The 24,850-nt window shown below is 70.2% G+C and carries 22 protein-coding genes; 13 read left to right on the top strand and 9 right to left on the bottom strand.

The window, feature by feature from the left end; genetic code table 11:
* Positions 1-4 precede the first annotated feature (4 nt).
* A complete protein-coding gene (locus tag VF289_RS12875) occupies positions 5-1,138 on the top strand; it encodes a cysteine desulfurase family protein (RefSeq protein WP_330884291.1) in 1,134 nt (377 codons plus the stop codon).
* A 169-nt stretch (positions 1,139-1,307) separates the two neighbouring features.
* On the opposite strand, the gene VF289_RS12880 is transcribed toward VF289_RS12875, so the two are convergent.
* Positions 1,308-2,249: an SMP-30/gluconolactonase/LRE family protein gene (locus VF289_RS12880; protein WP_330884292.1), complete on the bottom strand. Its 942-nt coding sequence runs from the start codon at positions 2,247-2,249 to the stop codon at positions 1,308-1,310.
* Positions 2,250-2,540: 291 nt separating this feature from the next.
* On the opposite strand from VF289_RS12880, the gene VF289_RS12885 reads away from it, so the two are divergent.
* The 5 genes from VF289_RS12885 to VF289_RS12905 all read left to right on the top strand — a co-directional run bounded on the left by VF289_RS12885 (position 2,541) and on the right by VF289_RS12905 (position 6,924).
* Positions 2,541-2,930, top strand: coding sequence for a VOC family protein (locus tag VF289_RS12885; protein WP_330884293.1), 390 nt, complete (start codon positions 2,541-2,543; stop codon positions 2,928-2,930).
* A gap of 135 nt (positions 2,931-3,065) precedes the next feature.
* Positions 3,066-4,010, top strand: a complete 945-nt coding sequence (locus VF289_RS12890) for an endonuclease/exonuclease/phosphatase family protein (protein WP_330884294.1) — start codon at positions 3,066-3,068, stop codon at positions 4,008-4,010.
* 209 nt (positions 4,011-4,219) lie between these two features.
* Entirely contained in the window at positions 4,220-4,801 is a 582-nt protein-coding gene (locus tag VF289_RS12895) for a DapH/DapD/GlmU-related protein (protein ID WP_330884295.1), read from the top strand.
* A 163-nt stretch (positions 4,802-4,964) separates the two neighbouring features.
* The gene (locus VF289_RS12900; RefSeq protein WP_330884296.1) at positions 4,965-5,978 is read left to right on the top strand and encodes an endonuclease/exonuclease/phosphatase family protein; all 1,014 of its coding nucleotides are present in this window, start codon (positions 4,965-4,967) and stop codon (positions 5,976-5,978) included.
* Between the two features lie 106 nt (positions 5,979-6,084).
* On the top strand, positions 6,085-6,924 hold the full coding sequence (locus VF289_RS12905) for an endonuclease/exonuclease/phosphatase family protein (RefSeq protein ID WP_330884297.1): 840 nt from the start codon (positions 6,085-6,087) through the stop codon (positions 6,922-6,924).
* A gap of 21 nt (positions 6,925-6,945) precedes the next feature.
* Here the strand turns inward: VF289_RS12905 and VF289_RS12910 are convergent, their stop codons facing one another.
* Entirely contained in the window at positions 6,946-8,496 is a 1,551-nt protein-coding gene (locus tag VF289_RS12910; protein WP_330884298.1) for a DUF1846 domain-containing protein, read from the bottom strand.
* A 507-nt stretch (positions 8,497-9,003) separates the two neighbouring features.
* Between VF289_RS12910 and VF289_RS12915 the strand changes: the two genes are divergently transcribed.
* Genes VF289_RS12915 through VF289_RS12940 form a run of 6 tightly spaced genes read left to right on the top strand, consistent with a single transcriptional unit; the run spans position 9,004 to position 15,051 of the window.
* Positions 9,004-10,221, top strand: coding sequence for an extracellular solute-binding protein (locus VF289_RS12915; protein WP_330884299.1), 1,218 nt, complete (start codon positions 9,004-9,006; stop codon positions 10,219-10,221).
* Between the two features lie 14 nt (positions 10,222-10,235).
* Positions 10,236-11,192, top strand: coding sequence for a sugar ABC transporter permease (locus tag VF289_RS12920; RefSeq protein WP_330884300.1), 957 nt, complete (start codon positions 10,236-10,238; stop codon positions 11,190-11,192).
* A gap of 4 nt (positions 11,193-11,196) precedes the next feature.
* Positions 11,197-12,054, top strand: coding sequence for a carbohydrate ABC transporter permease (locus tag VF289_RS12925; RefSeq protein ID WP_330884301.1), 858 nt, complete (start codon positions 11,197-11,199; stop codon positions 12,052-12,054).
* Between the two features lie 51 nt (positions 12,055-12,105).
* Positions 12,106-12,906: a ThuA domain-containing protein gene (locus VF289_RS12930; protein WP_330884302.1), complete on the top strand. Its 801-nt coding sequence runs from the start codon at positions 12,106-12,108 to the stop codon at positions 12,904-12,906.
* A complete protein-coding gene (locus VF289_RS12935) occupies positions 12,903-14,027 on the top strand; it encodes a Gfo/Idh/MocA family oxidoreductase (RefSeq protein ID WP_330884303.1) in 1,125 nt (374 codons plus the stop codon). The genes VF289_RS12930 and VF289_RS12935 overlap by 4 nt, the downstream gene beginning before the upstream one ends.
* 31 nt (positions 14,028-14,058) lie before the next feature.
* Positions 14,059-15,051, top strand: a complete 993-nt coding sequence (locus VF289_RS12940) for a LacI family DNA-binding transcriptional regulator (protein ID WP_330884304.1) — start codon at positions 14,059-14,061, stop codon at positions 15,049-15,051.
* Here VF289_RS12940 and VF289_RS12945 read toward each other — a convergent pair.
* From VF289_RS12945 to VF289_RS12975, 7 genes are all read right to left on the bottom strand, one after another.
* The gene (locus tag VF289_RS12945; protein ID WP_330884305.1) at positions 15,017-15,730 is read right to left on the bottom strand and encodes a YesL family protein; all 714 of its coding nucleotides are present in this window, start codon (positions 15,728-15,730) and stop codon (positions 15,017-15,019) included. The genes VF289_RS12940 and VF289_RS12945 overlap by 35 nt on opposite strands.
* A complete protein-coding gene (locus tag VF289_RS12950; protein ID WP_330884306.1) occupies positions 15,727-16,662 on the bottom strand; it encodes a carbohydrate ABC transporter permease in 936 nt (311 codons plus the stop codon). Before VF289_RS12950 ends, VF289_RS12945 begins: the two co-directional genes overlap by 4 nt.
* 8 nt (positions 16,663-16,670) lie before the next feature.
* On the bottom strand, positions 16,671-17,672 hold the full coding sequence (locus VF289_RS12955; protein ID WP_330884307.1) for an ABC transporter permease: 1,002 nt from the start codon (positions 17,670-17,672) through the stop codon (positions 16,671-16,673).
* A complete protein-coding gene (locus VF289_RS12960) occupies positions 17,669-19,306 on the bottom strand; it encodes an extracellular solute-binding protein (protein WP_330884308.1) in 1,638 nt (545 codons plus the stop codon). The genes VF289_RS12955 and VF289_RS12960 overlap by 4 nt, the downstream gene beginning before the upstream one ends.
* 53 nt (positions 19,307-19,359) lie before the next feature.
* Complete coding sequence (locus VF289_RS12965; protein WP_330884309.1) at positions 19,360-21,300, bottom strand: glycoside hydrolase family 127 protein; 1,941 nt, start codon at positions 21,298-21,300, stop codon at positions 19,360-19,362.
* A 128-nt stretch (positions 21,301-21,428) separates the two neighbouring features.
* Positions 21,429-22,457, bottom strand: coding sequence for a LacI family DNA-binding transcriptional regulator (locus VF289_RS12970; protein WP_330884310.1), 1,029 nt, complete (start codon positions 22,455-22,457; stop codon positions 21,429-21,431).
* A complete protein-coding gene (locus VF289_RS12975) occupies positions 22,445-23,482 on the bottom strand; it encodes a LacI family DNA-binding transcriptional regulator (RefSeq protein WP_330884311.1) in 1,038 nt (345 codons plus the stop codon). The genes VF289_RS12970 and VF289_RS12975 overlap by 13 nt, the downstream gene beginning before the upstream one ends.
* 137 nt (positions 23,483-23,619) lie before the next feature.
* On the opposite strand from VF289_RS12975, the gene VF289_RS12980 reads away from it, so the two are divergent.
* A complete protein-coding gene (locus tag VF289_RS12980; RefSeq protein WP_330884312.1) occupies positions 23,620-24,807 on the top strand; it encodes a peroxidase-related enzyme in 1,188 nt (395 codons plus the stop codon).
* Positions 24,808-24,850: the final 43 nt, after the last annotated feature.

The following is a 24,850-nucleotide window of genomic DNA, read 5'->3' on the forward strand; positions in this document are numbered from 1 at the left end:
ACCGATGCTCTATCTCGACACCGCCGCCACCGCCCCCGTGCGCCGGGAGGCGCTCGAGGCCGCCTGGCCCTACCTCACCGGCACCTTCGGCAACCCCTCCAGCCATCATCTGGTGGGGGAGGCCGCCGCTGCCGGTCTCGAGGACGCCCGCGCACGCGCCGCCGCCGTGCTCGGCGCACGCCGCAGCGACATCGTCTTCACCGCCGGCGGCACCGAGGCGGCGAACCTCGCGATCAAGGGACTCGCCCTCGGCGCTCCACGCGGCCGACATCTGGTCACCGCTGCCACCGAGCACGAGGCGGTGCTGCAGAGCATCGACTTCCTGCGCCGCGTCCACGGCTTCGAGGTCGCCTTCGTCCAGGTGGCCGCCGACGGCTCGGTGAGCCCGGAAGCGCTGCGGGCCGTGCTGCGTGAGGACACGACGCTGGTCTCGCTCGCCCTGGCGGGCAACGAGATCGGCACGATCCACGACATCCGCGCGATCGCCGAGATCGCCCATGCCTCCGGCGCGCTCCTGCACACCGACGCTGTCCAGGCCGCCGGCCAGGTCGACCTCCAGGGTCTCGGTGCGGACGCGCTGACGCTGTCCGGTCACAAGCTCGGCGCGCCCAAGGGGTCCGGGCTCGCGATGATCCGGGGCAGGCATCCCCTCGAGCCGCTGGTGCACGGTGGCGGGCAGGAGAACGGCCGACGTTCCGGCACGGAGAACGTCGCCTTCGCCGTCGCGCTCGCCGTCGCGCTCGAGCTGGCCGAGTCCGAGCGCCTCGAGACGGCTGCGCGGCTGGGGCCGCTGCGCGATCGCCTGGTCCGGCGCGTGCTCGCGGCCCGCTCAGGCGTGCTGCTGACCGGGCCGGGGATCGATCATCCCGACGCGCGGCTGCCCGGGCACGCCTCCTTCTGCATGCCCGGCCGCAGCGGGGAGTCGATCGTGCTGGACCTCGCCGAGCGCGGAGTCATCGCCTCCAGCGGATCGGCCTGCGCCGCCGGCAGCGACGAGCCCTCCCACGTGCTCACGGCCCTGGGCATCCCGGACGAGGTCGCCCAGACCGCGGTCCGTCTCACGCTGGGCCGGGGGACCACTGCGGCCGAGATCGAGCAGGCCGCGACCGTGATCGAGGAGGTCCTCGCACAGGGGTGACCGCTCAGGCGGCGACGGCGGCCGCTGTGCGATCGGTTCACGCCGGCCCCGACGCCCTGCTCTCCGAGGTCCGCGCCGCGGTCGCGCGCTGGTCCCGTGAGGCGCGGGGCGACCCGGAGCTGTATGTCTGGATCGCCGGGGAGACGGGATCGGTCACCCGGCGGCGCCGTCACCGGCTGACGGCCCGGGCGTTCGTGGTCAGGGTGCGGATCCGGTAGAGGCCGGTCGAGGCGCAGATGTACAGCGTCCGGCCGTCGTGGCCGCCGAAGCAGCAGTTGGCGACCTTCTCCGGGACCGGTATCTCCCCGAGCTTCTCGCCGTCCGGGGTGAAGACCTGGATCCCGGTGAGAGAGGAGGACCAGAGGTTCCCGTGCTCATCGACGCGGAAGCCGTCCGGCAGCCCGGGACCCACCTCGACGAGGGGCCGGCCGTTCTTCGCATGCCGTCCCTCGACCACGTCGTAGGCGTGGATCGAATGCCCGGCGGGCCGTGCAGGGTTCTCCTCGCCGGCGGGGGAGAGCGAGGAGTCCGAGACGTACAGGATGCTCTCGTCGGGGGAGAAGGCGAGGCCGTTCGGGGCCTCGATGTCGATCACCACCGGGGTGAGCGTGCCATCTCGGGGATCGAAGCGGAAGACGTACCGGTCCCCGTACTCCTCCTCACCCGCGTGCCCCTCCTCGGGGCGCATGATCCCGTAGGAGGGGTCGGTGAACCAGATCGTCCCGTCGGACCTCACGACCACGTCATTGGGGGAGTTCAGCCGTGCTGCGCCGAAGCGGTCCGCCAGGACCTCCGGGGCGTAGGCACCATCGCCCTCGGGCGGGCGAGGGATCGACGCGGCCCGGTCGATCTGGACGGCGCGACGACCGTGGGAGCACTCGATGACGGTGCCGTCCGGGGCGACCGTGCGGCCGTTGGTGAACTCGGCACCGGTGCTCAGCTCATGCGTGCTGCCGTCGTCCTCGTGGAACTCCAGCACACGATCGCCGGGGATGTCGCTGAACCGCAGCACACCCCGCGCCGCGATCCAGGCGGGCCCCTCGGTCCAGGTGAAGCCTTCTGCGACCTTCTCCAGGCGGGCGTCGTGATCGAGCAGATCGGACAGGGGCATGGGGAGTCTCCTTCGAGGGACGGGGGACGGGGCTGATCGGCAGGTCCGCTCCTCGTGCGCCTCGCCTCGCCGCTGAGGGCTCCAGGCTAGCGGGCCGTTCCGGGAGCCGGCAGGTCGCTGCCCGTGGGAGCGGTCGCACACCGTCCTCGGCGACTCGCCCGCGTGCTCTCGTCGGCGGCGCTCGATGACCTGCGCACCGTCGGGCACCTCATCGAGAACTCCGGCCGCCTGCAGCGCAGCGGTCCCGCGCCCTCCCTGATATCTTGACGTCAAGATAGAGGAGGTGTCGTCGTGCTGCTGCACCATGTCCAGGTCTCGATGCCCCGCAGCGGGGAGGAGGCCGCGCGGCTGTTCTACCGCGACGCCGTCGGCCTCATCGAGGTCGCCAAGCCTGCCGCGCTCGCCGGTCGGGGTGGCTGCTGGTTCCGGAGCCTCGACCGCGAGCGGATCACCGCGGAGATCCACCTCGGGGTCGAGGAGCCGTTCGTCCCGGCGAAGAAGGCGCATCCCGCGCTGGTGGTCGACTCCCTCGAGGAGCTCGAGGCGATGGCCACCCGGATCGAGGATGTCGGCTGCGAGGTCTCCTGGGCCGAACGGGACAGCTTCGAAGGATTCCTGCGATTCCATGCGCGTGACCCCTTCGGGAACCGCCTCGAGGTCATGACGCCCGTCGGCGGGTGACGATGCCTGGCCCGGATGACGTCGGGTCGACGAACCGGTGACATCTCGCCCCGCATCGGACGTACCCGCTCGTCCCTCCCGCGGGGCACCCCTACGGTGAGCTCGGCCTCCGTCCCCGACCACCAGGAGCTCACCATGTCCCGCACCCTCGACCGTCGCGCCGTCCTCTCCGGCCTCGGTGCCGCCGCCATCGGCGGCGCAGCGCTCGCCGCAGTCCCCGCCCCGGCCGAGGCCCGGGGCCACGGCCGGGCATTGATCGGCAGGGCGAAGCGCGGTCAGCTGCACGTGATGAGCTTCAACATCCGCTACGACCGCTCGGCCTCCGGCGACACCCAGCCCGGCGACGCGGATCACTGGCCGGACCGTCGGCCGCTGGTGATCGACCTGCTCGAGCGCGAGCAGCCCACCCTGCTCGGCATCCAGGAGGCGCTCTACTCACAGCTCACCGTGATCGAGGAGGCGCTGCCGAGGCACCGCAGCATCGGCTACGGCCGCGACGGCGGCAGTCGCGGCGAGTACTCCGCGATCTTCTACGACGCGACCCGCCTCGAGGTGCTGGAGTGGGACCAGTTCTGGCTCTCCGACACCCCGGAGGTGATCGGCTCCGCCACCTGGGGCAACACCGTCACCCGCATCGTGGTGTGGGCGAGGATGCGCGATCTGACCACCGGCGAGGAGTTCGCGATGATCAACACCCATTTCGACCACCAGTCCGAGCCCGCGCGCATCAAGAGCGCCCAGGCGATGATCGACCTCTTCGACGGCGGAGAGCTCGATCAGCTGCCCACCCTGGTGACCGGCGACTTCAACTCCGCCGCCCATGACTCCGGTGCCTACTCCACCCTGGTCGCCGAGGGGCCGACGGTCGACACCTGGGACGTCGCCGAGGAGCAGGTGACGACGGCATGGGGCACCTTCCCCGGCTACGAGGAGCCCGTCGCGGACGGCGATCGCATCGACTGGGTGCTGACCACGGACGACGTCACCACGCTCCGCGCCGCCCTCAACGTCAGCACCGGCAAGGACGGCCGCTTCCCCTCGGACCACGCCCCGGTGCAGGCACTCGTCGTCCTGCCCTGAGGATCGTCGCCGCCCGCGGCCCCGTCCCGGATCCGTCCGGGGCGGGGCCGCAGTTCGCCCGGAGGGCGGCCGGTCGGCGATGATGAGGGGCGGATGCTGAGGGGAGATCGTGCACCTCTGACCCGGAATCAGCGCGGAGAGGTCCGTCAGCACCCGGTCGCGAACCTCCTGGCATCACGCCGGGAACAATCCTTCGAAAGGCCCCGGACATGACCCTCACCGACCTGCTCGCAGCTCTCGACGCCGGTGAGAGGATCCCCGCGGGCTCCCCGCTGCATGCCGTCATGCACGAGACCAGCCAGGAGGCGCTGCAGATCACGGGCGAGCTCAACGGCGCCTACCACGAGCCGGCCCGGGTGCGTGAGCTGCTCAGCGCGCTCACAGGACGCGAGGTGGTGGAGACCGTCACCCTCTTCCCGCCGTTCACCAGCGTCTTCGGCAAGAACATCCGGCTCGGCGAGCGGGTGTTCCTCAACGCCGGCTGCCGCTTCCAGGACCAGGGAGGGATCGACATCGGCGACGACTGCCTGATCGGCCACAACACCGTCATCGCCACCTTGAACCATGATCTGGTCCCCTCACGCCGCGGGGACCTGATCCCCGCCGGTGTCACGATCGGCCGCAACGTGTGGATCGGTGCCAATGTGACGATCCTGCCGGGGGTCACCATCGGTGACGACGCAGTGATCGCCGCGGCCTCCGTCGTGACCAAGGATGTCCCCGCCCGTGCCCTCGTGGTGGGCTCACCGGCCCGGGTGCTCCGCGGCGTGGACGACGGCGCAGAGGACTGAGATCGACGAGCGGAGGTCTGGGAACGACGGCGGGACGACCTGGGGATGGCGGCCGTCTGCCGACTGCGTGAACACTCGCGGACAGGTCGATGACCTGGTGGAACGTAGCTGCTGAGTGCGCCTACGGTGCGAGGAGTTCGTCCCCGATCCCCAGGAGACCAGCATGGCTCGCGCCCTCGACCGCCGCACTCTCGTCACCGGCCTCGGACTCGGAGCACTGGGGGTGGCGGCCGTCGTCGCCGTCCCGGCGCTGTCCGCAGCTCGCACCTCCGCTACGGGCGCTCCCGCCACGGCAGCCCCCGCCGCTTCCTCCTCCGACGAGCCCCTGATCGGAGCAGCGGATCCTGAGCATCTCCACGTCATGACCTTCAACATCCGGCTCGACCGGTCCGTGCGCACCGACCGCGAGGGCCAGGACCCGCCCGTCACCGAGCCCGGCGAAGCGGACCACTGGCCGGACCGCCGCCCCCTCGTCATCGAGCTGCTGCAGCGGGAGGTGCCCACGCTGCTCGGCGTCCAGGAGGCGAAGTTCCCACAGCTCTCCGCGATCGAGGAGGCGCTGCCGCACCACCGATACGTCGGCTACGGCCGCCACGGCGGCAGCCAGGACGAGCACTCCGCCCTCTTCTACGACGCGCGCCGCTTCGAGCTGCTCGGCTGGGACCAGTTCTGGCTCTCGGACGCACCGGACGAGATCGGCTCGGCGACATGGGGCAACGAGATCAGCCGACTGGTGGTCTGGGCCCGGCTGCAGGACCTCGCCACCGGCACCGAGCTCGCCGTGGTCAACACCCACTTCGATCACCAGTCCGCACCGGCCCGGCTCCGCAGCGCCGAGGCCGTGGTCGACCTGATCGACGGAGACGAGCTCGAGGGCCTGCCGATCATCGTCACCGGCGACTTCAACGCCGCCGCCGGAGAGTCTGATCCCTACGCGGAGCTCGTGACCGACGGACCGCTGCGCGACACCTGGGAGACCGCCGAGGAGCGCCTGACCCAGGGGTGGGGGACCTTCCCGAACTACGAGGATCCTGTCGAGGACGCCCGGCGCATCGACTGGGTGCTGACCACCGAGGGCGTCGTGACGCACCAGGCCGCGATCAACGTCTGGCGCGACGGCGCCGGTGCCTTCCCCTCCGACCACGCACCGGTCCAGGCGCTGCTCTCGCTGGCCTGAGTGCGCTGTCCGGCGAGCTCGCGTCCGGCGAGCCCTCTTCCTCGACACGCCCGGAGCGGTGCTGGAAGGATGGCGACCTCTTCCCCGAGGTCGACCAGGAGACCCCATGGACCACCCCACCCAGCCGCTGATCGGCACCGTCACACCGGACCAGCTGCACGTCATGAGCATGAACATCCGCTATGACCGCTCCCGCGACGCGCAGACCGCACCCGGCGACGCCGACCATTGGCCCGAGCGACGACCGCTGCTCGTCGCACTGCTCTCGCGGGAGCGGCCCGACCTGCTGGGGGTGCAGGAAGCCCTGTACGGCCAGCTCCCCGCCCTCGAGGAGGCACTGCCCGGCCACCGCCGCATCGGCTTCGGACGTGAAGGCGGCAGCCACGGCGAGCACGCCGCGATCTACTACGACGCCGACCGCTTCGAGGTGCTGGACTGGGACCAGTTCTGGCTCTCCGACACCCCGGAGGTCATCGGCTCGGTGACCTGGGGGCATTCCGTCACCCGCATCGTGGTCCGGGCTCATCTGCGCGAACGGCACAGCGGCCGCGAGCTGATCATGCTCAACACCCATCTCGACCACGAGTCCGAGCAGGCGCGGCGGCGCGGGGCCCAGGCGCTGCGTGAGCTGATCGCGCAGAGCTCCCTGCCCACCGTGCTCACCGGTGACTTCAACGCCGCCGCAGGCAGCTCCGATGCCTACCGCACACTGGTCACCGAGGGCCCTCTCGCCGATGTGTGGGACTCCGCCGCCGAGAGGCTCACCCCGGCCTGGGGAACCTTCCCCGACTACCAGGATCCCGTGGAAGGAGGCGTCCGCATCGACTGGGTGCTCGTCACCGAGCAGGTCACCGCGCATCGCGCGGCGCTGAACGCCTGGCGCGATGAGAACGGCGCCGCTCCCTCCGACCACGCTCCGGTGCAGGCAGTCCTCTCCCTGCCCTGATCCGTCGGCCCGCCCGCGGGGTCAGCGCTTGTGGTAGAGCGCCTTGTGCAGGAACCGCGGCTCGGAGGTCACCGAGATCCCGAGGTTGCGGAAGATGTCCTCGTCCACCGTGCCCAGGATCGTGGTGGTGTGCACGTCGCAGCCGGCCAGGCTGCGCAACTGGTCCACCGCGCGACGGGCGTTCTCATCGCTCGAGGCGGAGACCGACAGGGCGATCAGCACCTCGTCGGTGTGCAGCCGCGGATTGCGGGAGCCGAGGTGCTCTGTCTTCAGGGTCTGGATCGGCTCGATGGAGGAGGGGGAGAGCAGCTGGACGGAGTCCTCGAGACCGGCCAGGTGCTTGAGCGCGTTCAGCAGCATCGCCGCGGAGCAGCCCAGCAGCGGCGAGGTCTTCCCGGTGATCAGGGTGCCGTCGGCCAGCTGGATCGCTGCGCCGGGCTCCCCGGTGCGGGCCTCGACGGCGAGGGCGGGCTGGACCACGGCGCGATCGCCGGGTGCGCACCCCGCCTTGGACATGATCATCCCGATCCGCTGTGAGACGACGTCGTCCTCGTCGTGGATCCGCTCGTGCATGAGCGCCTTGTGATAGCGCCGGATGATCTCCTGCCGTGAGGCCTCCCGGCACACCTCGTCATCCACGATGCAGTCCCCGGCCAGATTCACCCCCATATCGGTGGGAGAGGCGTAGGGGGAGGCTCCCGTGAGCCGCTCCAGCAGCGTGCGCAGCAGCGGGAAGACCTCCACATCGCGGTTGTAGCTGGTGACCTGCTTCCCGTAGGTGGAGAGGTGGAAGGGGTCGATGAGGTTGAGGTCGTCGAGGTCCGCCGTCGCGGATTCGTAAGCGAGGTTCACCGGGTGCTCGAGCGGCAGGTTCCAGATCGGGAAGGTCTCGAACTTCGCGTATCCCGCACTGATCCCGCGCTGATGATCGTGATAGATCTGCGAGAGGCAGGTGGCGAGCTTGCCGGAGCCCGGGCCCGGGGCGGTCACCACGATGAGGTCGCGCGTGGTCTCGGTGTACTCGTTGGCGCCGAAGCCCTGCTCGGAGACGATCCGTGCGGTGTCCTGGGGGTAGCCGGGGATCACCGAGTGGCGGGCGACCTTCAGCCCCAGCCGCTCCAGACGCTCGACGAAGACCTGGGCGGCGTGATCGGTCTCCTCCAGCTGGGTGAGCACCACGTTCTCCACGAGGAAGCCGTGCTCGCGGAACACGTCGATCAGTCTGAGCACATCGTCCTCGTAGGTGATGCCGAGATCTGCACGGACCTTCTGGCGCTGCAGGTCCTTGGCGTTCAGGCACACCAGGATCTCGAGCTCGTCCTTCAGGCGGTGCAGCATCGCGATCTTGTTGTCCGGGGTGAAGCCGGGCAGCACGCGGGAGGCGTGGTGGTCGTCGAAGAGCTTGCCGCCCATCTCCAGATACAGCTTCCCGCCGATCTCCTCGCGACGGTGCTGGATGTGGCGGGACTGGAGGTCGATGTAGCGCTCCCGGTCGAAGCCGATGCCGGCGCCGGGGTCCTCCGGAACGGAAGGGGCGGTCGAGGCGGGGGCGGGGGTCTCCGAGTCGGTCACCCCGGCACGCTAGCACCGAAGGGGACGGTCCGGTCGCGGCGAGTCCGGCCCGGACGTATGCGGGAGGGTGCGAAGCGATACGAATCGACAATTTATTCCCGCATCGCGAAAGCGGCCCGACCTGCGAGGGTGTCGCGGGGTGCCGGCCGTGCCGGTCGCACGGCTCTCACGGGGATCCCTCACCCCCTTGCATCATCCTGCGACCTGAGTCATGCTGACTGCCGTCGCCAGGAGCGGCCCGCACCGACGCCGGTGCCGGCAGCCGCCTCGGTCGACAGCTCCGCACCATGACCGCCGTCGCAGCCCATCCCGCGCATCGATTCGAATCGATGAATCATGAGGTGGAGATGCACGCGACAGGGACCCACGAGACAGACGCACGAGACAGACGCACAAGACAGAGGAAGTAGGACGAGGATGTCTTCCACCCCCAGGCAGGGCATAGCCGCGCCCGCCGCCACGACCCGACCCGTACGCCCGTCCCCCTCGGACGTCGGCCGTTCGCACATGACCCGGCGCTCCCTCGGCCTCGGTGCTCTCGCCGCCCCAGGGCTCCTGGCACTGGCCGGCTGTGGGGACTCCGGCGGCAACGGCGGCCCGGACTCGATCCGCATCGTCGACTACTACAACACCCCGGCCGATGACGTCGCGATCAACGGCACCTTCACCAAGTGCGCCGAGGAGCTGGGCCTGACGTTCTCCCGGGAGCGCGTGCCCGGCGACCAGCTCATCTCCAAGGTGCTGCAGATGGGCTCCTCCCGAACCCTGCCGGACCTCCTGATGCTGGACAACCCCAACGTCCAGCAGGTCGCCGAGTCCGGTGCCCTGGCCCCGCTCGAGCAGTACGGGATCACCACCGACGGGCTCACCCCGTCCATCGCCGATCTCGGCATGTACGACGGGACGCTGTACGGGATCGCCCCCACCGTGAACACCATCGCGCTGTTCTACAACGTGGCGATGCTGGAGGAGGCCGGCGTGCAGCCCCCGACGACCTGGGACGAGCTGCGCTCCGCTGCGGAGGCGCTCACCACCGAGGACCGCTACGGCTTCGCCTTCTCGGCGATCGCGAGCTACGAGGGCACCTGGCAGTTCATGCCCTTCATGTGGTCCAACGGCGGTGACGAGACGCAGCTCGACGGCGAGGGTGTACTCGGCGCCGCACAGCTCTGGTCCGACTTCGTGGCGGACGGGCTCACCTCCCGCTCCGTCGTGAACTGGGGCCAGGGCGACGTCATCGACCAGTTCAAGGCCGGCAACGCGGCCATGGTGATCAACGGGCCCTGGAACATCGCCGGCCTCGAGGCCGACACCCCCGACCTCGAGTGGGATGTGGTCACGATCCCTGTGCCCGTCGCCGGCGGGGAGTCCGTCGCCCCGCTGGGCGGGGAGGTGTGGACCGTCCCCGTCACCGGCGACGAGGAGAAGCAGGCCAAGGCGGCCGCACTCCTGAAGGCCTTCGTCGCCCCGGAGAACCAGCTGTTCATGGCCGGCGAGCGCTCCACCATCCCCGGTGACGCCGACGCCGCGGAGGAGTTCGCGCGCCTGAACCCGGAACTGGGAACGTTCGTCGAGCAGGTCTCCACCGCCCGCTCGCGCACCGCCCGGCTCGGCCCCGAATGGCCCCGCACCGCGAAGGCGATCTACACCGCCAACCAGCGGGTCCTGGTCGACGACACCGACCCGGCCGAGGCGTACGACGAAGCCGCCAAGACGGTCCGCTGAGCGAGGGAGACGACATGACCACCACACAGCACGCCGCCCGGCCCGGACTCACGGCCCCGGCGGTGACACCGCGCCGTCGGCCGGGGAACCGTCGCGACCTCATGGTCCGCTACGCCTTCATCGCGCCGGCAGCCCTCTACATGATCGCCTTCTTCGGCTACCCGATCCTCAAGAACGTCGTGATGAGCTTCCAGGCCTACGACTTCTCGACCTTCTTCAACGGCGACGCCCCGTTCGTGGGCCTGGACAACTACACCGCCACCTTCAGCGACCCGATCTTCCTGCGGGCCCTGGGCAACACCGGACTGTTCACGATCGGCTCGATCATCGGCCAGTTCGTGATCGGCATGGGGCTGGCTCTCTACTTCCGCAGGAGGTTCCCCCTCTCGGGATTCCTGCGGTCGCTGCTGCTGCTTCCCTGGCTGCTGCCGATGATCGTCTCGGCCGCCGTGTGGCGCTGGATCCTCGAGCAGGACAACGGCGCCCTGAACCAGTTCCTCTCGGGCATCGGCCTGATCTCCGACCCGATCCCGTGGCTGAACAGCTCCGACACCGCCCTGGTCGCCGTGATCATGGTGAACATCTGGCTGGGCATCCCGTTCAACGTCGTGCTCCTGTACAGCGGGCTGCAGTCCATCCCGGACGAGCTCTACGAGGCCGGTCAGCTCGACGGCGCCACGGGGTGGAAGTCCTTCCTCCACATCACCCTGCCGATGCTGCGCCCGGTGGTCTCGGTGGTGCTGCTGCTCGGGGTGATCTACACGATCAAGGTGCTCGACCTGATCATCGGCCTCACCGGAGGCGGTCCCGCCAACGCCACCCAGACCCTGGCCACCCGCAGCTACGAGATGAGCTTCGTCGAGTTCGACTTCGGCCAGGGCGCGGCGCTGAGCAACATCCTCATCGTGATCGCCCTCGCCTTCAGCATCGTCTACCTGCGCGCGAACGCCCGCGCCGCGAAGAACGGATGACCCGATGAGCACCGCCACCCCTTCCGCGCCCGCGCTGACCGGCGCCCCGCGCCGCCGCCCCCGTCGCTCCTGGATGCACACCGTGATCGGCATCGTCCTGGTCGCGATCATGCTGTTCCCCGTCTACTGGATGGTCAACGCGTCCCTGGCTCCCGCCGGCAACAGCCTGAACACCCAGTGGCTGCCGCTGGACCCGGACTTCAGCGGGTACTCCCGCGCGATCGCCGACCAGGGGCAGAATCTCGTCACCTCCCTGATCGTCGCCGTCGGCGCCTGCCTGCTGTCGATCGTGATCGCCGCGCCCTGCGCCTATGCGCTCGCCCAGTTCAGGATCAAGGGGACCGCGGCACTGCTGTTCCTCGTCCTGATCAGCCAGATGATCCCCGGCATCGTCATCGCCAACGCGCTGTACACGGTGTACACCCCGCTGGGGATGGTCAACTCGATACCGGGCCTGATCCTGGCCGACGCCTCGCAGGGCATCCCGTTCGCGATCCTCATCATGCGCGCCTACCTCGAGACCTTCCCGACCTCCATCGTCGAGGCGGCCCGGGTCGACGGCTGCGGGCACGTGCGGGCCTTCTGGTCGATCGTGCTGCCGGTCTCGAAGAACTCCGTGATCACTGCGGGAATCTTCTCGTTCCTCTTCGCCTGGAGCGACTTCCTCATGGCCCTGACCCTGACCACCGGAGAGTCGATCCGACCGGTGACGCTGGGCCTGTACACCTATATCGGCACCAACGACACCGATTGGAGCGCCGTGATGTCCACGGCGGTGCTCTCCTCCCTTCCCGCGGTGATCCTCATGATCGTCGCCCAGAAGTACGTCGCCGCCGGAGCCACCGGCGGCGCCGTCAAGTGATTCGCTCGCTCCGCATCATCCATCCCCGCACCACCTGAAAGGACAGTCACCATGACCACCACCTCCGCGCCCCTGCGCGTCACCGTCTGGGGCGAGAACCGCCACGAGCAGCGCGATCAGCGCGTGCGCGACCACTACCCCGAGGGCATGCACGCCGCCATCCGCGACGGCATCGTCGAGAACCTCGGAGACCAGGTCACCACCCGCTTCGCCCTGCTCGACGACCCCGAGCACGGACTGTCCGAGGAGGTGCTCGCCGAGACCGACGTGCTGACCTGGTGGGGCCACATGGCGCACGACGAGGTCTCCGACGTGGTCGCCGAACGGGTGCAGCGGCATGTGCTGGCCGGCATGGGACTGGTGGTCCTGCACTCGGGCCACTGGTCCAAGCCGTTCACCCGGCTGATGGGCACCACCTGCACCCTGCGCTGGCGCAACGAGGCGGATCGCGAGCTGGTGTGGACGGTGAACCCCTCCCACCCGATCGCCGAGGGGGTGCCGCATCCGATCATCATCGACGAGCAGGAGATGTACGGGGAGCACTTCGACATCCCGGTGCCGGACGAGCTGGTGTTCGTCTCCTCCTTCAGCGGCGGCGAGGTGTTCCGCTCGGGCTGCACCTTCCGCCGCGGCAAGGGCAAGATCTTCTACTTCAGCCCCGGTGACCAGGACTACCCCGTCTACCAGCACCGCGACGTGCGCCGGGTGATCGCCAACGGCGTGAACTGGGCTCGACCCACGGTCGCCGAGCGCTCGGTGCCCTTCCTGGACCGCTACGAGACGGAATGGTTCGTCAAGGGCACCGGCGGCCAGGGCCTGGGCGACGCCGAGGCGGCGGGGAAGGGCGCATGACCGCCGCGACCTCCGGACCCGTTCCCGTCGTCGTGGTGGGCGCCGGCGGCATGGGCCGCGCCTGGATCGGCACGGTGCTCGGCAACGAGGCGGCGCAGCTGGTGGGCGTGGCCGATATGATCGAAGGGGCGGCTCAGAGGGCCGTGGCCGAGGTCGTGCCCGAGGATCGCCGGGCCGGGATCGTCACCGGGACCGACGCCCTCGAGGTGGCACGGCGCTCCGGGGCCGAGGCGGTCATCGACGTGACGATCCCGGCGGCCCACCACGCCGTCACGGCCGATGCGCTGCATGCCGGGTACCCGGTGCTGGGCGAGAAGCCGTGCGCGGCGACTCTCGCCGAGGCGGTCTCGCTCGCCGGTCACTCCGAGGCGACCGGGCTGCTGTTCATGGTCTCCCAGTCACGCCGCAACAACCCCCACCTGCACGAGGCGCGGCGCCTGGCCGACGAGCTCGGCGGGGTCGGGATCGTGGACACCCGCTTCGCGCGGGCGCCCCGCTTCGGCGGGTTCCGCGACGAGATAGAGCAGCCCCTCATCGTGGACATGGCGATCCACGCCTTCGACGCCGGCCGGGTGCTCATCGACGGCGTGCCCGAGTCGGTCACGGCCACCTCGTACAACCCGTCCTGGAGCTGGTATGCGGGCGACGCGGCGGCGACGGTGTCGATCACCTATGACAGCGGCGCCGTGCACACCTTCTCCGGATCCTGGTGCTCTCCCGGCATCGAGACCAGCTGGAACGGCGACTGGGTGCTCAGCTGCGAGGGCGGCGGCGTGCGGTGGGACGGCGAGACACCGCCCACGGCGCACCCCGCCGGCGCGGACGAGGTCCTGGGCCGCACCCCCGGTCCGGAGGCCCGCTGGGAGCTGGATGCCTCCCTGACGGACTTCTGCGCCGCGCTCCGAGGCGGGCTGGTCCCCGATTCCGAGGTGCATGCCAACGTCTGGACCCAGGCGATCGTCGAGGCGGCGGTGCGTTCGGCGGAGACCGGGTCGCGCGTGGTGCTCGCCGAGCTGCTCGACGAGGCGCTCGAGCAGGCCACCGCCCTGGATTCGGCAGACGGCCGCAGCCGCGCGCTGCTCGCGTGGAAGACTGGGGTCTCCGGCCTCCTCGCAGGGTAGGAGCGGATCTCGGGAAGGGGGCGGGAGCACGGTGAGCAGCAACGGACGCTCGAAGGCGCCGACAAGCCAGGACGTCGCCCGGCTCGCCGGGGTCTCCCAGTCGACCGTCAGCTATGTGCTCACCGGATCCCGCCCCATCTCCGCGGCCACCCGCGAGCGTGTCGAGGAGGCGATCGCGAAGCTCGGCTACCACCCCAACTCCGGCGCCCGCACCCTGCGCTCCCGGCGCAGCGGCGTCATCGGCCTGATGGTCCCGGAGGCGGAGTCCGACGACGGCGTGCTGATGGTGTTCATCGGGGCGATCGCCCGCGAGGCACGTCGCCACGGCTACGACATCCTGCTGGTCACCGCCCAGGAGGGGGCCGCCGGGATCCGCCGCGTGGTGCGCACCGGGGTGTGCGAGGCGCTGATCCTGATGGAGCTGGGCCGCTATGACGAGCGGGTCGCCCCGGTGCTGGAGTCCGGGCTGCCCTTCGTGACCATCGGCAAACCGGAGGAGTTCCCTCAGGGATCCGTGGTGGACCTCGACTTCGAGATGCTCGGCCGGATGGTCGTCGATCGCGCGCTCGAGGAGGAGTGCGACCGCCTGCTGCTGTTCGGCGATCCGGGTCGCAAGCGCGCCCGCAACGACGTCTCCCGCTTCCTGGCCGGGATCGAGGATGCCGCCGAGGAGGCGCGGCTGGAGGTGGTGCTGGACGGGGGAGCGCTCGCCGAGGTCCCGGATCGGGCCCTGCGCCTCACCCTGCCCAACCAGCGCACAGCGCTGTTCGGCATGAACGGGGTCCGTCAGGTGCTCTTCGCCATGGCCGCGACCGGCGCGCTGGTGGACGAGACCCGCCTGCTGGTCGCGCTGAGCGGAGAGGACCTCGCGGACATCAGCCCGCTGCTGGCCGCCGTGCCGCAGCTGGACCCGCGACGGGTCGAGATCAGCGAGCTCGCCGTGGCCGAGCTGGTGCGCCTGCTGCGCACCGACGGCGCGGCACCGCGCATCACCCTCGTGGAGCCCCGCTGGCTGGAGGGGTGAGCGGCATCGCCCCGGAGCGCCACAGCAGGGCCGTGACGGCCCAGGCGGGCAGCGCCAGGCCGAACACCGGCACCAGTCCGGGCATCGTCTGGGCGAGCCAGACCGCGGCGGCGAGGAACAGCGCGATCGCGAGAGCGATCGACGGTCGCCGCACCAGCAGCACCAGGCCCATGCGCAGCAGGTGCGGGAGTGGATCGCTGAAGTGCGCGGCGAGCGGCCACATCACCGCGCTCAGCAGCATCAGCACCACGGTCAGCACCACCACGGCACCGCTGGCCAGCGGTCCGAGGGCGGCGCCGAGCTGATCGCCCAGCTGCGTGCCGGTGAGGACCCGACGGTCCAGCGCGAGCACCAGCCAGCCGAGGGCCAGCGCTCCGCCGAGACGGTGCGCGCGCCAGAACTCCGCGCGCCATGCGCTCCAGAACTGCGTCCACAGCCCGCCCCGGGAGGGCCGATGCTCGCCGACCTCCTCGGCCGCCTGCTCGAGGCGGTCCTCGCGCAGCACCGCGAAGATCGCTGCGGTCGCGGGAAGGACGCCGAGGATCACCCCTCCGGCGAGCGCGCCCAGCAGCCAGAGCAGGTGCAGGAGGAACAGCCTCAGGGCGAGCTCGCCGAGGCCGAGGTGCCAGCGCACGAGGTGCGGCATCAGGCGGCCCTGCGGAACGGTCGTGGTGATCATCCCTTCACCGAACCGATCAGCACGCCCTTCTCGAAGTACTTCTGGAGGAAGGGATACAGGATGATCACCGGCAGGGTGGAGACGATGATGACCCCGTACTTGATCTGGTCGGCGTAGCGCTGGCCGTAGGCCCCGCCCGAACCGCCGGCGCCACCTGCTCCTCCGGAGAACGCCTGGTTGGAGAGCAGGATGTCGCGCAGCACGATCTGCAGCGGCTGCTTGTCGTAGTCGCGCACGAAGATCAGCCCCGTGAAGAAGTCGTTCCAGTGCTGGACGAGGTAGTACAGCCCGATCACGGAGATCAGCGCCTTGGACAGCGGCAGGGCGATGGTGGTGAAGAACCGGAAGTAGTCCACCCCGTCGATCATCGCGGCCTCGAAGAGCTCCTCGGGCAGGGAGTTCTCGAAGAAGGCGCGCGCGATGATCAGGTTGAAGACGTTCAGCGCCGACGGGAGGATGAAGACCAGCCAGTTGTCGAGCAGCCCGAGGTCCTTGTAGAGCAGGTAGGTGGGGATCAACCCGCCGCTGAAGAACATCGTGAACGCGAACATCAGCATCAGTGGACGACGCGGGCGGAACTCACGCCGTGAGAGCGCGTAGGCCGCCGGGAGCGTCACGGCGAGGTTCAGTGCCGTTCCCACCACGCTGTAGATCAGGGTGTTGCGGTATCCGGTCCAGATGCGGGAGTCCTCGAAGATCTGCTGATATCCGAAGAAGCTGATGTTCTTCGGCAGCAGAGAGACCTTGCCGGTGGAGACGGCCGTCGGATCGCTGATCGAGGCGATCAGCACGAAGTACAGCGGGTACAGCGTCGTGAAGAGGACGGCGGCGCAGATGACCGTGATGACCACGGTGAACGCGAGGTCGTTGCCCCGCGGCCGGTGGCCGGCACGGCGCGAAGAGAAGGTGTCAGGGGCGGTGTCGGTGCTCATGGGTCCCTTCACCACAGGCTCGTGTCGGAGGCGCGCTTGGAGATCTGGTTGGCGATCACCAGGAAGGCGAAGTTGATGACCGTGTTGAACAGTCCGATCGCGGTGGAGTAGCTGAACTGGCTGGAGAGGATGCCGATCTTGTAGGTGTAGGTCGCGATGACCTCGGAGACCGGCAGGTTCAGCGTGTTCTGCATGAGGAACACCTTCTCGAACCCGGTGTTCAGCACCCCGCCCATGGTGAGGATCAGCAGGATGATCATCGTGGGGACCAGGGCCGGGATGTCCACGTGCCGGATGATCTGCAGCCGGGTGGCACCGTCGATGCGGGCCGCCTCGTACAGCTGAGTGTTCACGCCGGCCAGTGCCGCCAGGTAGATGATGCTGTTCCAGCCGGTGTGCTGCCAGATGTCCGAGAGCACGTACACCGGGACGAAGGCGCTCGTGCTGCCCAGGAAGTTGACGTCATCGATGCCGAAGAACGCCAGGAACCTCGTGATCAGGCCGGTGCTCGGGGAGAGGAAGACCTGCAGCATGCCCACGATCACCACCACGGAGATGAAGTGGGGCAGGTAGGTCACCGTCTGCACGAGCCGACGGATCCGCGAGTGCAGGATCTGGTTGATGACCAGGGCCAGGACGATCGGCGTGAAGAAGCCCAGCACGAGGGTGGCCAGACTGATCATCACCGTGTTGCGCATGAGCTCGCCGAACAGCGGGCTCTCGAAGAATTGGATGAAGTACTTCAGCCCCACCCAGTCGCCGCCGGTGAGGCCCTTGGTGAAGTCGAACTCCCGGAACGCCAGCTGGATCCCGTACATCGGCACGTAGGCGAACACGAGCACGAACACCAGCGCGGGCGCGAGCATCACCCACAGCTGCCAGTACCGGCCGACGTGCCGACGGAGCTGCGCCGTCAGGGGAGTCCGGTCCCGAGCGGCGTCCGGCGCGGGTGACGCCGAGTCCGAGCGCGATCGTCGGCGCGGGGCGGAGGTCGAGATCCCGGCGCTCACGAGGTGGACGCCATGTACTCGTCGTAGTACTTCTGACGGGTGGCGATGTTGTCCTCCACGCCGGACTCGGCGACGGTGGCGACGTAGGCGTCCCACCCCTCGTCGATCCCGCCTCCGGTGACCCAGTCGGCGAACTTCGTCATCGCGACGTTCATCAGGGTCGTGTCCACGAGGCTCATCGCGTTCAGATCCTCCTTGGTCATCTTGATGAACAGGCCCGGGTAGACGTCCTTGTCCAGGTCCATGTTGTCGATGGCGGGCTGCAGCGGCTTCGATTCGTCGACGGCCTCCTGCAGGTCCGACGGGAGCTCGACCTCGATCGAATCGCGGATCCACACCGGGCCGTTGTCCGCGAGGGTCGAGGTCCACTTCCAGGTCGAGGGATCGGTGCCGTCCTCGGCCGGCAGGACCTTGTAGGAGTTCTCGCCGGTCTTCTCGATGTTGGGACCGATGTCCCCGAACAGCACCTGGATCGACATCTCCTGGTCGTAGAAGGCGTTGATCACCTTCAGCGCCGCCTCCGTGTTCTTCGATGCCGCGGACAGGGCCACCTGGTTGCCCGGGAAGTTCTCCCCGTACTGGTCGAAGCTCCAGGTCACCGGTTCGCTCTGATCGGCGGTCTGCTGGAGCACGCCCACCGCCTCGTACTGATCGCTGATCTCCGGTCCGAAGCGGTCCGAGCGTGTCCAGCCCCAGGTGAAGCCGACGGTCGCGACACCGTCCCCGGGACCTCGGCCCACGGACTGGTACGTGGAGTAGTCCTGTGTCATGACGTCGCCGGAGAGCAGGCCGGCCTCCTGGCAGCGTGCGAGGAAGGTGACCACGTCGCGGTAGCGGTCATCGGTGAGGAAGTTGCCGACCTTCCCGTCCTGGAGGTAGTAGCCCTGCCCGCCGCCCCCGGCGAGGGGGAGGCCGGTGCTGCCCAGGAGCAGGATGGACTGGAAGTATCCGAAGCCCCCGGTGTCCACGGGGCTCCAGTCCATCGGGATCACGGTCGCTCCGGTGCCCGTGGGGTCGCCCTCCTTGAAGGCGACCAGGACGTCGAACAGCTCGTCCCAGGTGGTGGGCATCTCCAGGCCCAGGGCGTCCAGCCACGCGCGGTTGATGTACTGGTGCTGGACGGTCGGCGGCCAGAACCGCTTGTAGCCGGGGATCGAGTAGATCTCTCCTCCGGGCTGCGTGGCCAGAGCCTCGAGCTCGGGCTTCTCCGCGAACATCTCGGTGACGTTCGGCAGCGAGTCCAGGGACTCGGCGAGGTTCGCGAAGAGGGTGCCGTAGGTGGCGAGGTCCGTGTCGTTGACCGCCTGGGTGCCGACGATGAGGTCGGGCACGTCGCCGGCGGCGAGCATCGTGGACTTCTTCTGATCCCAGTCCGCGGAGACCTCCTCCCACACGATCGGGATCCCGGCCGCCTCCTCGAGCGCGGCGGTCCAGGCCATCTCGGCCATCGGCTTGGTCAGAGCGTGCTTGAGCACGAGGATCCGCAGCTCGCCCTCCTTGCTGCTGCCGCCGCCGCCGCCGCATCCTGCCAGGCTGAGGGCGCTGCCGGCGGCCGCGGTCGCGGCGAGACCGCCGAGCACGGTGCGTCGTCGAGGACGGGGGAGAGGGGGCAAAAGGGCGCGTCGGGTCGACATCATCGTCTCCTGTGAGGGTAGGGGGAGTGAGGGTGAGTGGTGGGCGGGCGCGGTCAGTGCTCGCGGGGCAGCCAGATCCGCATGGCTCCGGGGCCTCGATTGCCCCAGCGCGCGAACGGGATGCTGGAGACGGTGATCGGAGCGGTCCCCTGCGCGGGTGCCGGGGACTCGTCGCGATAGAGCGCGCCGTCGTCGGGTCGGTGATGCAGGGTGACCTCGAGCGCACCGTCCTCCCGCACCGATGCGGCGGAGCCCGCGGGCACCACCAGATCGTCGAGCTCGACCCCTGCGGGCAGGTCCACCTGTTCGAGGCAGTGGACGAGGGGCCCGCGCTCGAGGGCGAGGCAGTCACGGGTCGCGTCCACTCGCGGGTGCGAGCGTGTCCAGCGAGGCGGCATGTCGAGGGCGACGACGCTCCCGTGGACCTGTTCGAAGGGGAGCTCCAGCCGCTGGGCGGAGAGCTCGGCCCCGCTCAGAGCGCGCTGTGTGCCGTCGGCCGACGTGACGGTGCCGCCGCGCACCCAGCCCGGGATCCGCACACCGAGGCGGGCACCGGGCCCGGCGGTGCGCGGGGCGCCCGCGTCGGGCTCGAGGCTCAGCTGGAGCGTGCCGGACTCGGGATACGAGGTCTCGACCACGAGCGTTCCGCGGCCCACCGATTCCGGCAGCTTCACGGTCATCGCGGCGAGCTGGAGCAGCTCGAGGCTCGCCCCGTCGGGGTCCTCGCGCACGGCGGCGACGTAGGCGCCCAGCTGGGCGATCGTGCGGGCGATGTTGGGAGGGCAGCAGGCGCAGGAGTACCACTCCTGACGCTCCGCGGGAGCGTTCTCCTCGTCGAAGCGATCCGCCCGGCGCTGCAGAGGATTGGAGTAGAAGAAGCGCGTGCCGCTCTCGTCGACCGAGGCGGCCAGGGCGTTGTGGATCTCCCGCTCGATGACGTCGCCGTAGCGCGGGTCGTCGCCGGCGAGCATCATCCGCCAGGTCCAATGGAGATCGGCGATGGTCGCACAGGTCTCGGCATAGGCGCGATCGGAGGGCAGCTCATGGTCATTGCCGAAGGACTCGTCGCGGTGGCGCGAGCCGAAGGCGCCGGAGAGATACATCTTGCGGGTGTGCACCCTGTCCCACTGCTCGCGCATCACCTCGTCGAGCGGCTCCTCGCCGGTCTCGAGGAAGAGGTCGGTGACCCCGGCGTTGAGGTAGAGCTGGCGCACGGCGTGCCCGGTGGGGTCCTTCGCCTCGCGCACGGGCAGGTGATCCTGGAAGTAGTGGCTGCCGAAGCCGCCTCCGGGCAGGATGTCCCGGCCGCGCTGGTCCACGAGGTGCTGGGCGAGGGCCAGATGCCGCTTTTCGCCCGTGAGGCGGTACAGCTCGACCAGGGCGGTCTCGATCTCCGGGTGGCCCGGGATGCCGTCCTCACGACCGGGTCCGAAGCGGCGCTCGACGAGGACCACGAAGCGCACTGCGAGGTCCAGCAGGTCCGTCCGGCCGGCGGTGCGGGCGAGGGCGATGCCGGCCTGCAGCCAGTGGCCCAGCACGTACATCTCGTGGGTCCAGTGCAGCTCGGAGAACTTCTTCTCGGGGTGCACCCCCTGCACCCAGGTGTGCAGGTAACCGCTCGTCTCCTGGGTGCGGGAGATCAGCGAGATCATCTCGTCGAGCCAGGCGTCGTGCGCCGTGGTGCCGGAGCGACCGATCTCCCAGGCGACGGCCTCGATGACCTTATAGAGGTCCGAGTCGGCGAAGACGAAGCCGCGGTGCGGCGCGCCGGACTCGCCGAGCAGGCGGCGGAAGTTGTCGAGCACGCCGGAGGTCTCGAGCTGGGCGATGCAGTGCGGGATGGTCGCCGTGGCGTTGAGCTCCTGCCAGGCACCGAGGGGGCCCTGCGGTGCCAGGTGCACGGCATCGAGATCCAGAGGGCGCAGGCCACCTGGACGCTGGGCGCGGGGGAGGGCGGGCGCCGGGCGGGCGGTGAGCGGGGAATGGTCGGGCACGGACTCTCCTCATCGAGATGTGATGAGGGCCATCCTCGGTGGGCGATTAAGCGTTGTCAATAGGGGACACAACGTTGAAATGGATGTCGCGCGCAGTCCGATGCGCACGGCGGAAGGCCGTCCGTCGGTCAGCCGACGGTCGAGGAGCGGATCACCAGCGAGGGAGGAGCGCTCTCGCGACGGGCAAGCTCCGTCGAGCCGTCGAGCCGGCGGGCGAGCATCTCGACGGCCTGCTGCGCCATCTCCTGGACCCCAGGGTCCACCGAGGTCAGGGGCGGCGTGGTGAAGGCGGCCTCCTCGGTGGCATCGAAGCCGGTGAAGGCGACGTCCTCGGGGATGCGCAGCCCTGCGAGCGCCGCCGCCCGCATCGCGCCCACGGCGACGGCGTCGTTCACGCACATCACGGCATCGAAGGGGATCCCGGTGCGCAGCAGGCCGACCATCGCCTCGAGCCCCGTCTCGCGCCGGTCCCAGTCCGCGCCCTGGGCTGCCAGGCGGGGATCGGCCGAGAGGCCGCGCTCGCCGTGCGCATCGAGGTAGGCACGGTGTCGCGGCCCCTCCCGGGAGGCGAGCCATGGGTCTGCCACGTAGGCGATCCGGCGGCGTCCGAGGTCCAGGAGGTGGCGGGCGGCGGCGAGGGCGCCGTCGTACTCGCCCATCACCACGCAGTCGATGCCGTCCGTCGGGGCGCCGCCCACCTGGACGACGGGGAAGGGCGGCGCCTGACCGTCCAGCAGCTCGGCGGAGAGGAAGTGGGGGCAGACGATCATGCCCGCCACGTCCGTCGTGGAGCGACCGAGGACGGCGTCGCGCTCCGCGGCGGCGTCGTAGGAGAGGCGGAGCGTGGTGTGCAGTCCGCGCTCCTCGAGCGCGAGGATCAGCGTCTCGGCCATCTTCGCGAAGTACGGCTGGCGCAGATTCGGCACCATGATCGCGATCCGGTCGGGGCCTCCGCGCACCAGGCCCCTCGCTGCGGCTGAGGGGACGTAGCCGAGTTCCCGGGCGATGCGTAAGACGCGTTCGCCGGTCTCCGCCGAGACGCGGATCGTGCCCTCCCCGCCCCCGCCCCCGCCCCCGCGTGCGCTCAGCGCGTGCGAGGCCGTCGCCGCGGAGACCCCGGCCGCGGCGGCGACGTCGGCGAGCGTCACCCGCGCCATGTCGCCACCTCCTCGGACGACCTCGTGGAGCCCAGCGTCGACTCCGCGCGGATCACGGTGGTCGGGACCGTGGTGCGGGAGGGCTCGGACCTGCTGGGATCGCGCCGGCCGGCGATCAGCTCGATCGCGCGGCGGGCGAGCTCGGGGAGGTCGAGGTCGATGGTCGTCAGGGACGGTGTCGAGAAGCGGCCGTCATCGATGTTCCCGTAGCCGGTCAGTGCGATGTCATGGGGAACCCGGTGGCCGCGTTCCCGCAGCAGCGAGAGGGCGCCGACGGCGAGCTCGTCGTCCGCGCACACCAGTGCGTCCGTCCGAGGGTGCTCATCGAGGGCGCGCTGGGCCAGGCGGCGCCCGGCGGCGCGATCGGCCACGTGGGACTCCGTCTTTCCGGCGCCGAACTCGGGCCGCAGGATCGGAGCGTCCGGGAACGCCCTCGCGAGTCGATCGAGGAAGGCGTCGGGCCTCCTCTCCTCCCGCCCCAACAGCACCACGGCGTCGCGACGCACCATGTCCAGGTGGCGCGTCAGGGCCTCGGCGGCGGACGCGTCGTCGCTGTCCACCGCGTCGAGGGCGACCGGATCGGCGCTCGCCCTGCCCAGCAGCACGATCGGGCGCTCGGGATCGAGCGGAGGGAGGTCGAGCCCCGGGGGCAGTGGGCCCACGTGCACGACGGCGTCGAAGAGCGCACCGCGGGACTCGAAGGTCTGCCGGATCCTCTCGGCTCGGCCGCGGGACGGCTCCAGGGAGACCTGCAGGCCGTGCCGCTCCGCCTCCCCGACCAGTGCCTGGGCCAGGCGCGCGATGGTCGGCGATCGCAGGTCGACCACCGACAGGGCGATGAGACCGGTGCGCCCGGTGCGGAGGGAGCGCGCCTGGGCGTTGGGCGTCCACCCCAGGTCGTCGACCGCTCGCCGCACGCGCTCCCGGACCTGCGGGCTGATGCTCGGATGGTCGTTCACCACCCGGGAGACCGTCTTCGTCGACACTCCCGCTCGGGCTGCGACCTCCTTCATCGTGGACGCCATGCTCCTCCTCGTCCGCCGTGCGCACAGCGCGCGAGCTCAGCCGGAGGATACCGTGAGGGGTCGTGCGATCGGTGAAGACGCCGTCCATTCCCCGACACAATGTCAACTCGGGCTTGGGTCAACCCTAAGATGTACGTATGACTCACTCGGCCGTACCGACCGACGCCCACCAGATCCTCGAAACGATCCTCTCCGACGCGACCGGCGGGGGAGCGGCCTTCGAGGCGCTGCGCCCCGAGGTGCTGCAGCACACCCGCGAAGCGTACGATGCGCTCTACCGCGCGCCCCAGCCGCTGCCGGCCTCCGTGCTCCATGCGCTCGCCGCGGTCACCGCGGACTGGCAGGGCAGCGGCCCGCTGGCGCAGTGGCACCGTTCCCAGGGCCCCCATGAGGGGCTCACCGCCGCGGACCCGCTGACGGAAGATCCTGCCCTCGCCGCGCTGCGGGACCAGGTGGACCTCCTCTCGATCTCCCCGGCGCTCGCGACCGCCGCCGACCAGGAGCGCCTCGCCGCCGCCGGTCACGATGCCCGCACCGTCGTCCTGATCAGCCAGCTCGTCGCCTTCGAGAGCCACCTGCAGCGGCTGGTCTCCGCTCTCGCCGGGCTCGAGGGGCTCGAGAGCCCGTCGACCGACGCCCCCGTGCGCGTCCCGCTCTCGCACGGCCGCGCCGCCCAGCACGGCGGGACGACCCCCACCGGCCGGGTGCGTCCCGACGCCTTCACCCGTGAGCAGCTCCAGTGGGAGCCGTGGATCGAGGTGCCCGCCGAGGACGAGCTCACCGAGGAGCAGCGCGACTCCTTCGCCTCCAAGGCCACCACCAACAGCGTCTACTTCCGCATGCTGTCGCTGACCCCGGGCATCACCAGGGCCCGCAGCGCCCTGGACAACGCGATCTTCCTGCCCCGGGACGGACTGCCCAAGGCGGAGCGCGAGCTCGCCGCCGCCGCGACCAGCAAGGTGAACGACTGCATCTACTGCGCCTCCGTGCATGCCCGCAAGGCGGCGGGGCTCTCCCGGCGCGAGCAGGCGGTCGACGCCCTGCTCGCCGCGAGCCTGGACCGGGACGCCGACTGGATCGCCGCGGACCTCGCGCCGCTCGGCACCGGCCAGGATCCGCGCTGGGCGGCGGTCGTCGCCGCCGCCGCGGAGATCTCCCGACCCCGGCCCGGCACGCTGCCGATCGAGCCGCTGCGCGCCCTGGGGCTCGGCGACGCCGAGATCCTCGACGTGTTCACCGCGGCCGGATTCTTCGCCTGGGCGAACCGGCTCATGCTCAGCCTCGGGGACCCGTCCCTGCCCGACGCCGAGCACGCCGCCGCCTGACCCCGGCCCCGCACCCGAGGACCCCGCACTCCCTCTCTCCGCT

This window comes from Brachybacterium sp., from assembly GCF_036379615.1.
Classification (GTDB): domain Bacteria; phylum Actinomycetota; class Actinomycetes; order Actinomycetales; family Dermabacteraceae; genus Brachybacterium.

Coding starts and splice junctions, on each gene's coding strand:
- VF289_RS12875 (WP_330884291.1), top strand. CDS start 5: ATGCTCTATCTCGACACCGCCGCCACCGCCCCCGTGCGCCGGGAGGCG.
- VF289_RS12880 (WP_330884292.1), bottom strand. CDS start 2,249: ATGCCCCTGTCCGATCTGCTCGATCACGACGCCCGCCTGGAGAAGGTC.
- VF289_RS12890 (WP_330884294.1), top strand. CDS start 3,066: ATGTCCCGCACCCTCGACCGTCGCGCCGTCCTCTCCGGCCTCGGTGCC.
- VF289_RS12895 (WP_330884295.1), top strand. CDS start 4,220: ATGACCCTCACCGACCTGCTCGCAGCTCTCGACGCCGGTGAGAGGATC.
- VF289_RS12900 (WP_330884296.1), top strand. CDS start 4,965: ATGGCTCGCGCCCTCGACCGCCGCACTCTCGTCACCGGCCTCGGACTC.
- VF289_RS12905 (WP_330884297.1), top strand. CDS start 6,085: ATGGACCACCCCACCCAGCCGCTGATCGGCACCGTCACACCGGACCAG.
- VF289_RS12915 (WP_330884299.1), top strand. CDS start 9,004: ATGACCCGGCGCTCCCTCGGCCTCGGTGCTCTCGCCGCCCCAGGGCTC.
- VF289_RS12920 (WP_330884300.1), top strand. CDS start 10,236: ATGACCACCACACAGCACGCCGCCCGGCCCGGACTCACGGCCCCGGCG.
- VF289_RS12925 (WP_330884301.1), top strand. CDS start 11,197: ATGAGCACCGCCACCCCTTCCGCGCCCGCGCTGACCGGCGCCCCGCGC.
- VF289_RS12930 (WP_330884302.1), top strand. CDS start 12,106: ATGACCACCACCTCCGCGCCCCTGCGCGTCACCGTCTGGGGCGAGAAC.
- VF289_RS12935 (WP_330884303.1), top strand. CDS start 12,903: ATGACCGCCGCGACCTCCGGACCCGTTCCCGTCGTCGTGGTGGGCGCC.
- VF289_RS12945 (WP_330884305.1), bottom strand. CDS start 15,730: ATGATCACCACGACCGTTCCGCAGGGCCGCCTGATGCCGCACCTCGTG.
- VF289_RS12950 (WP_330884306.1), bottom strand. CDS start 16,662: ATGAGCACCGACACCGCCCCTGACACCTTCTCTTCGCGCCGTGCCGGC.
- VF289_RS12960 (WP_330884308.1), bottom strand. CDS start 19,306: ATGTCGACCCGACGCGCCCTTTTGCCCCCTCTCCCCCGTCCTCGACGA.
- VF289_RS12970 (WP_330884310.1), bottom strand. CDS start 22,457: ATGGCGCGGGTGACGCTCGCCGACGTCGCCGCCGCGGCCGGGGTCTCC.
- VF289_RS12975 (WP_330884311.1), bottom strand. CDS start 23,482: ATGGCGTCCACGATGAAGGAGGTCGCAGCCCGAGCGGGAGTGTCGACG.
- VF289_RS12980 (WP_330884312.1), top strand. CDS start 23,620: ATGACTCACTCGGCCGTACCGACCGACGCCCACCAGATCCTCGAAACG.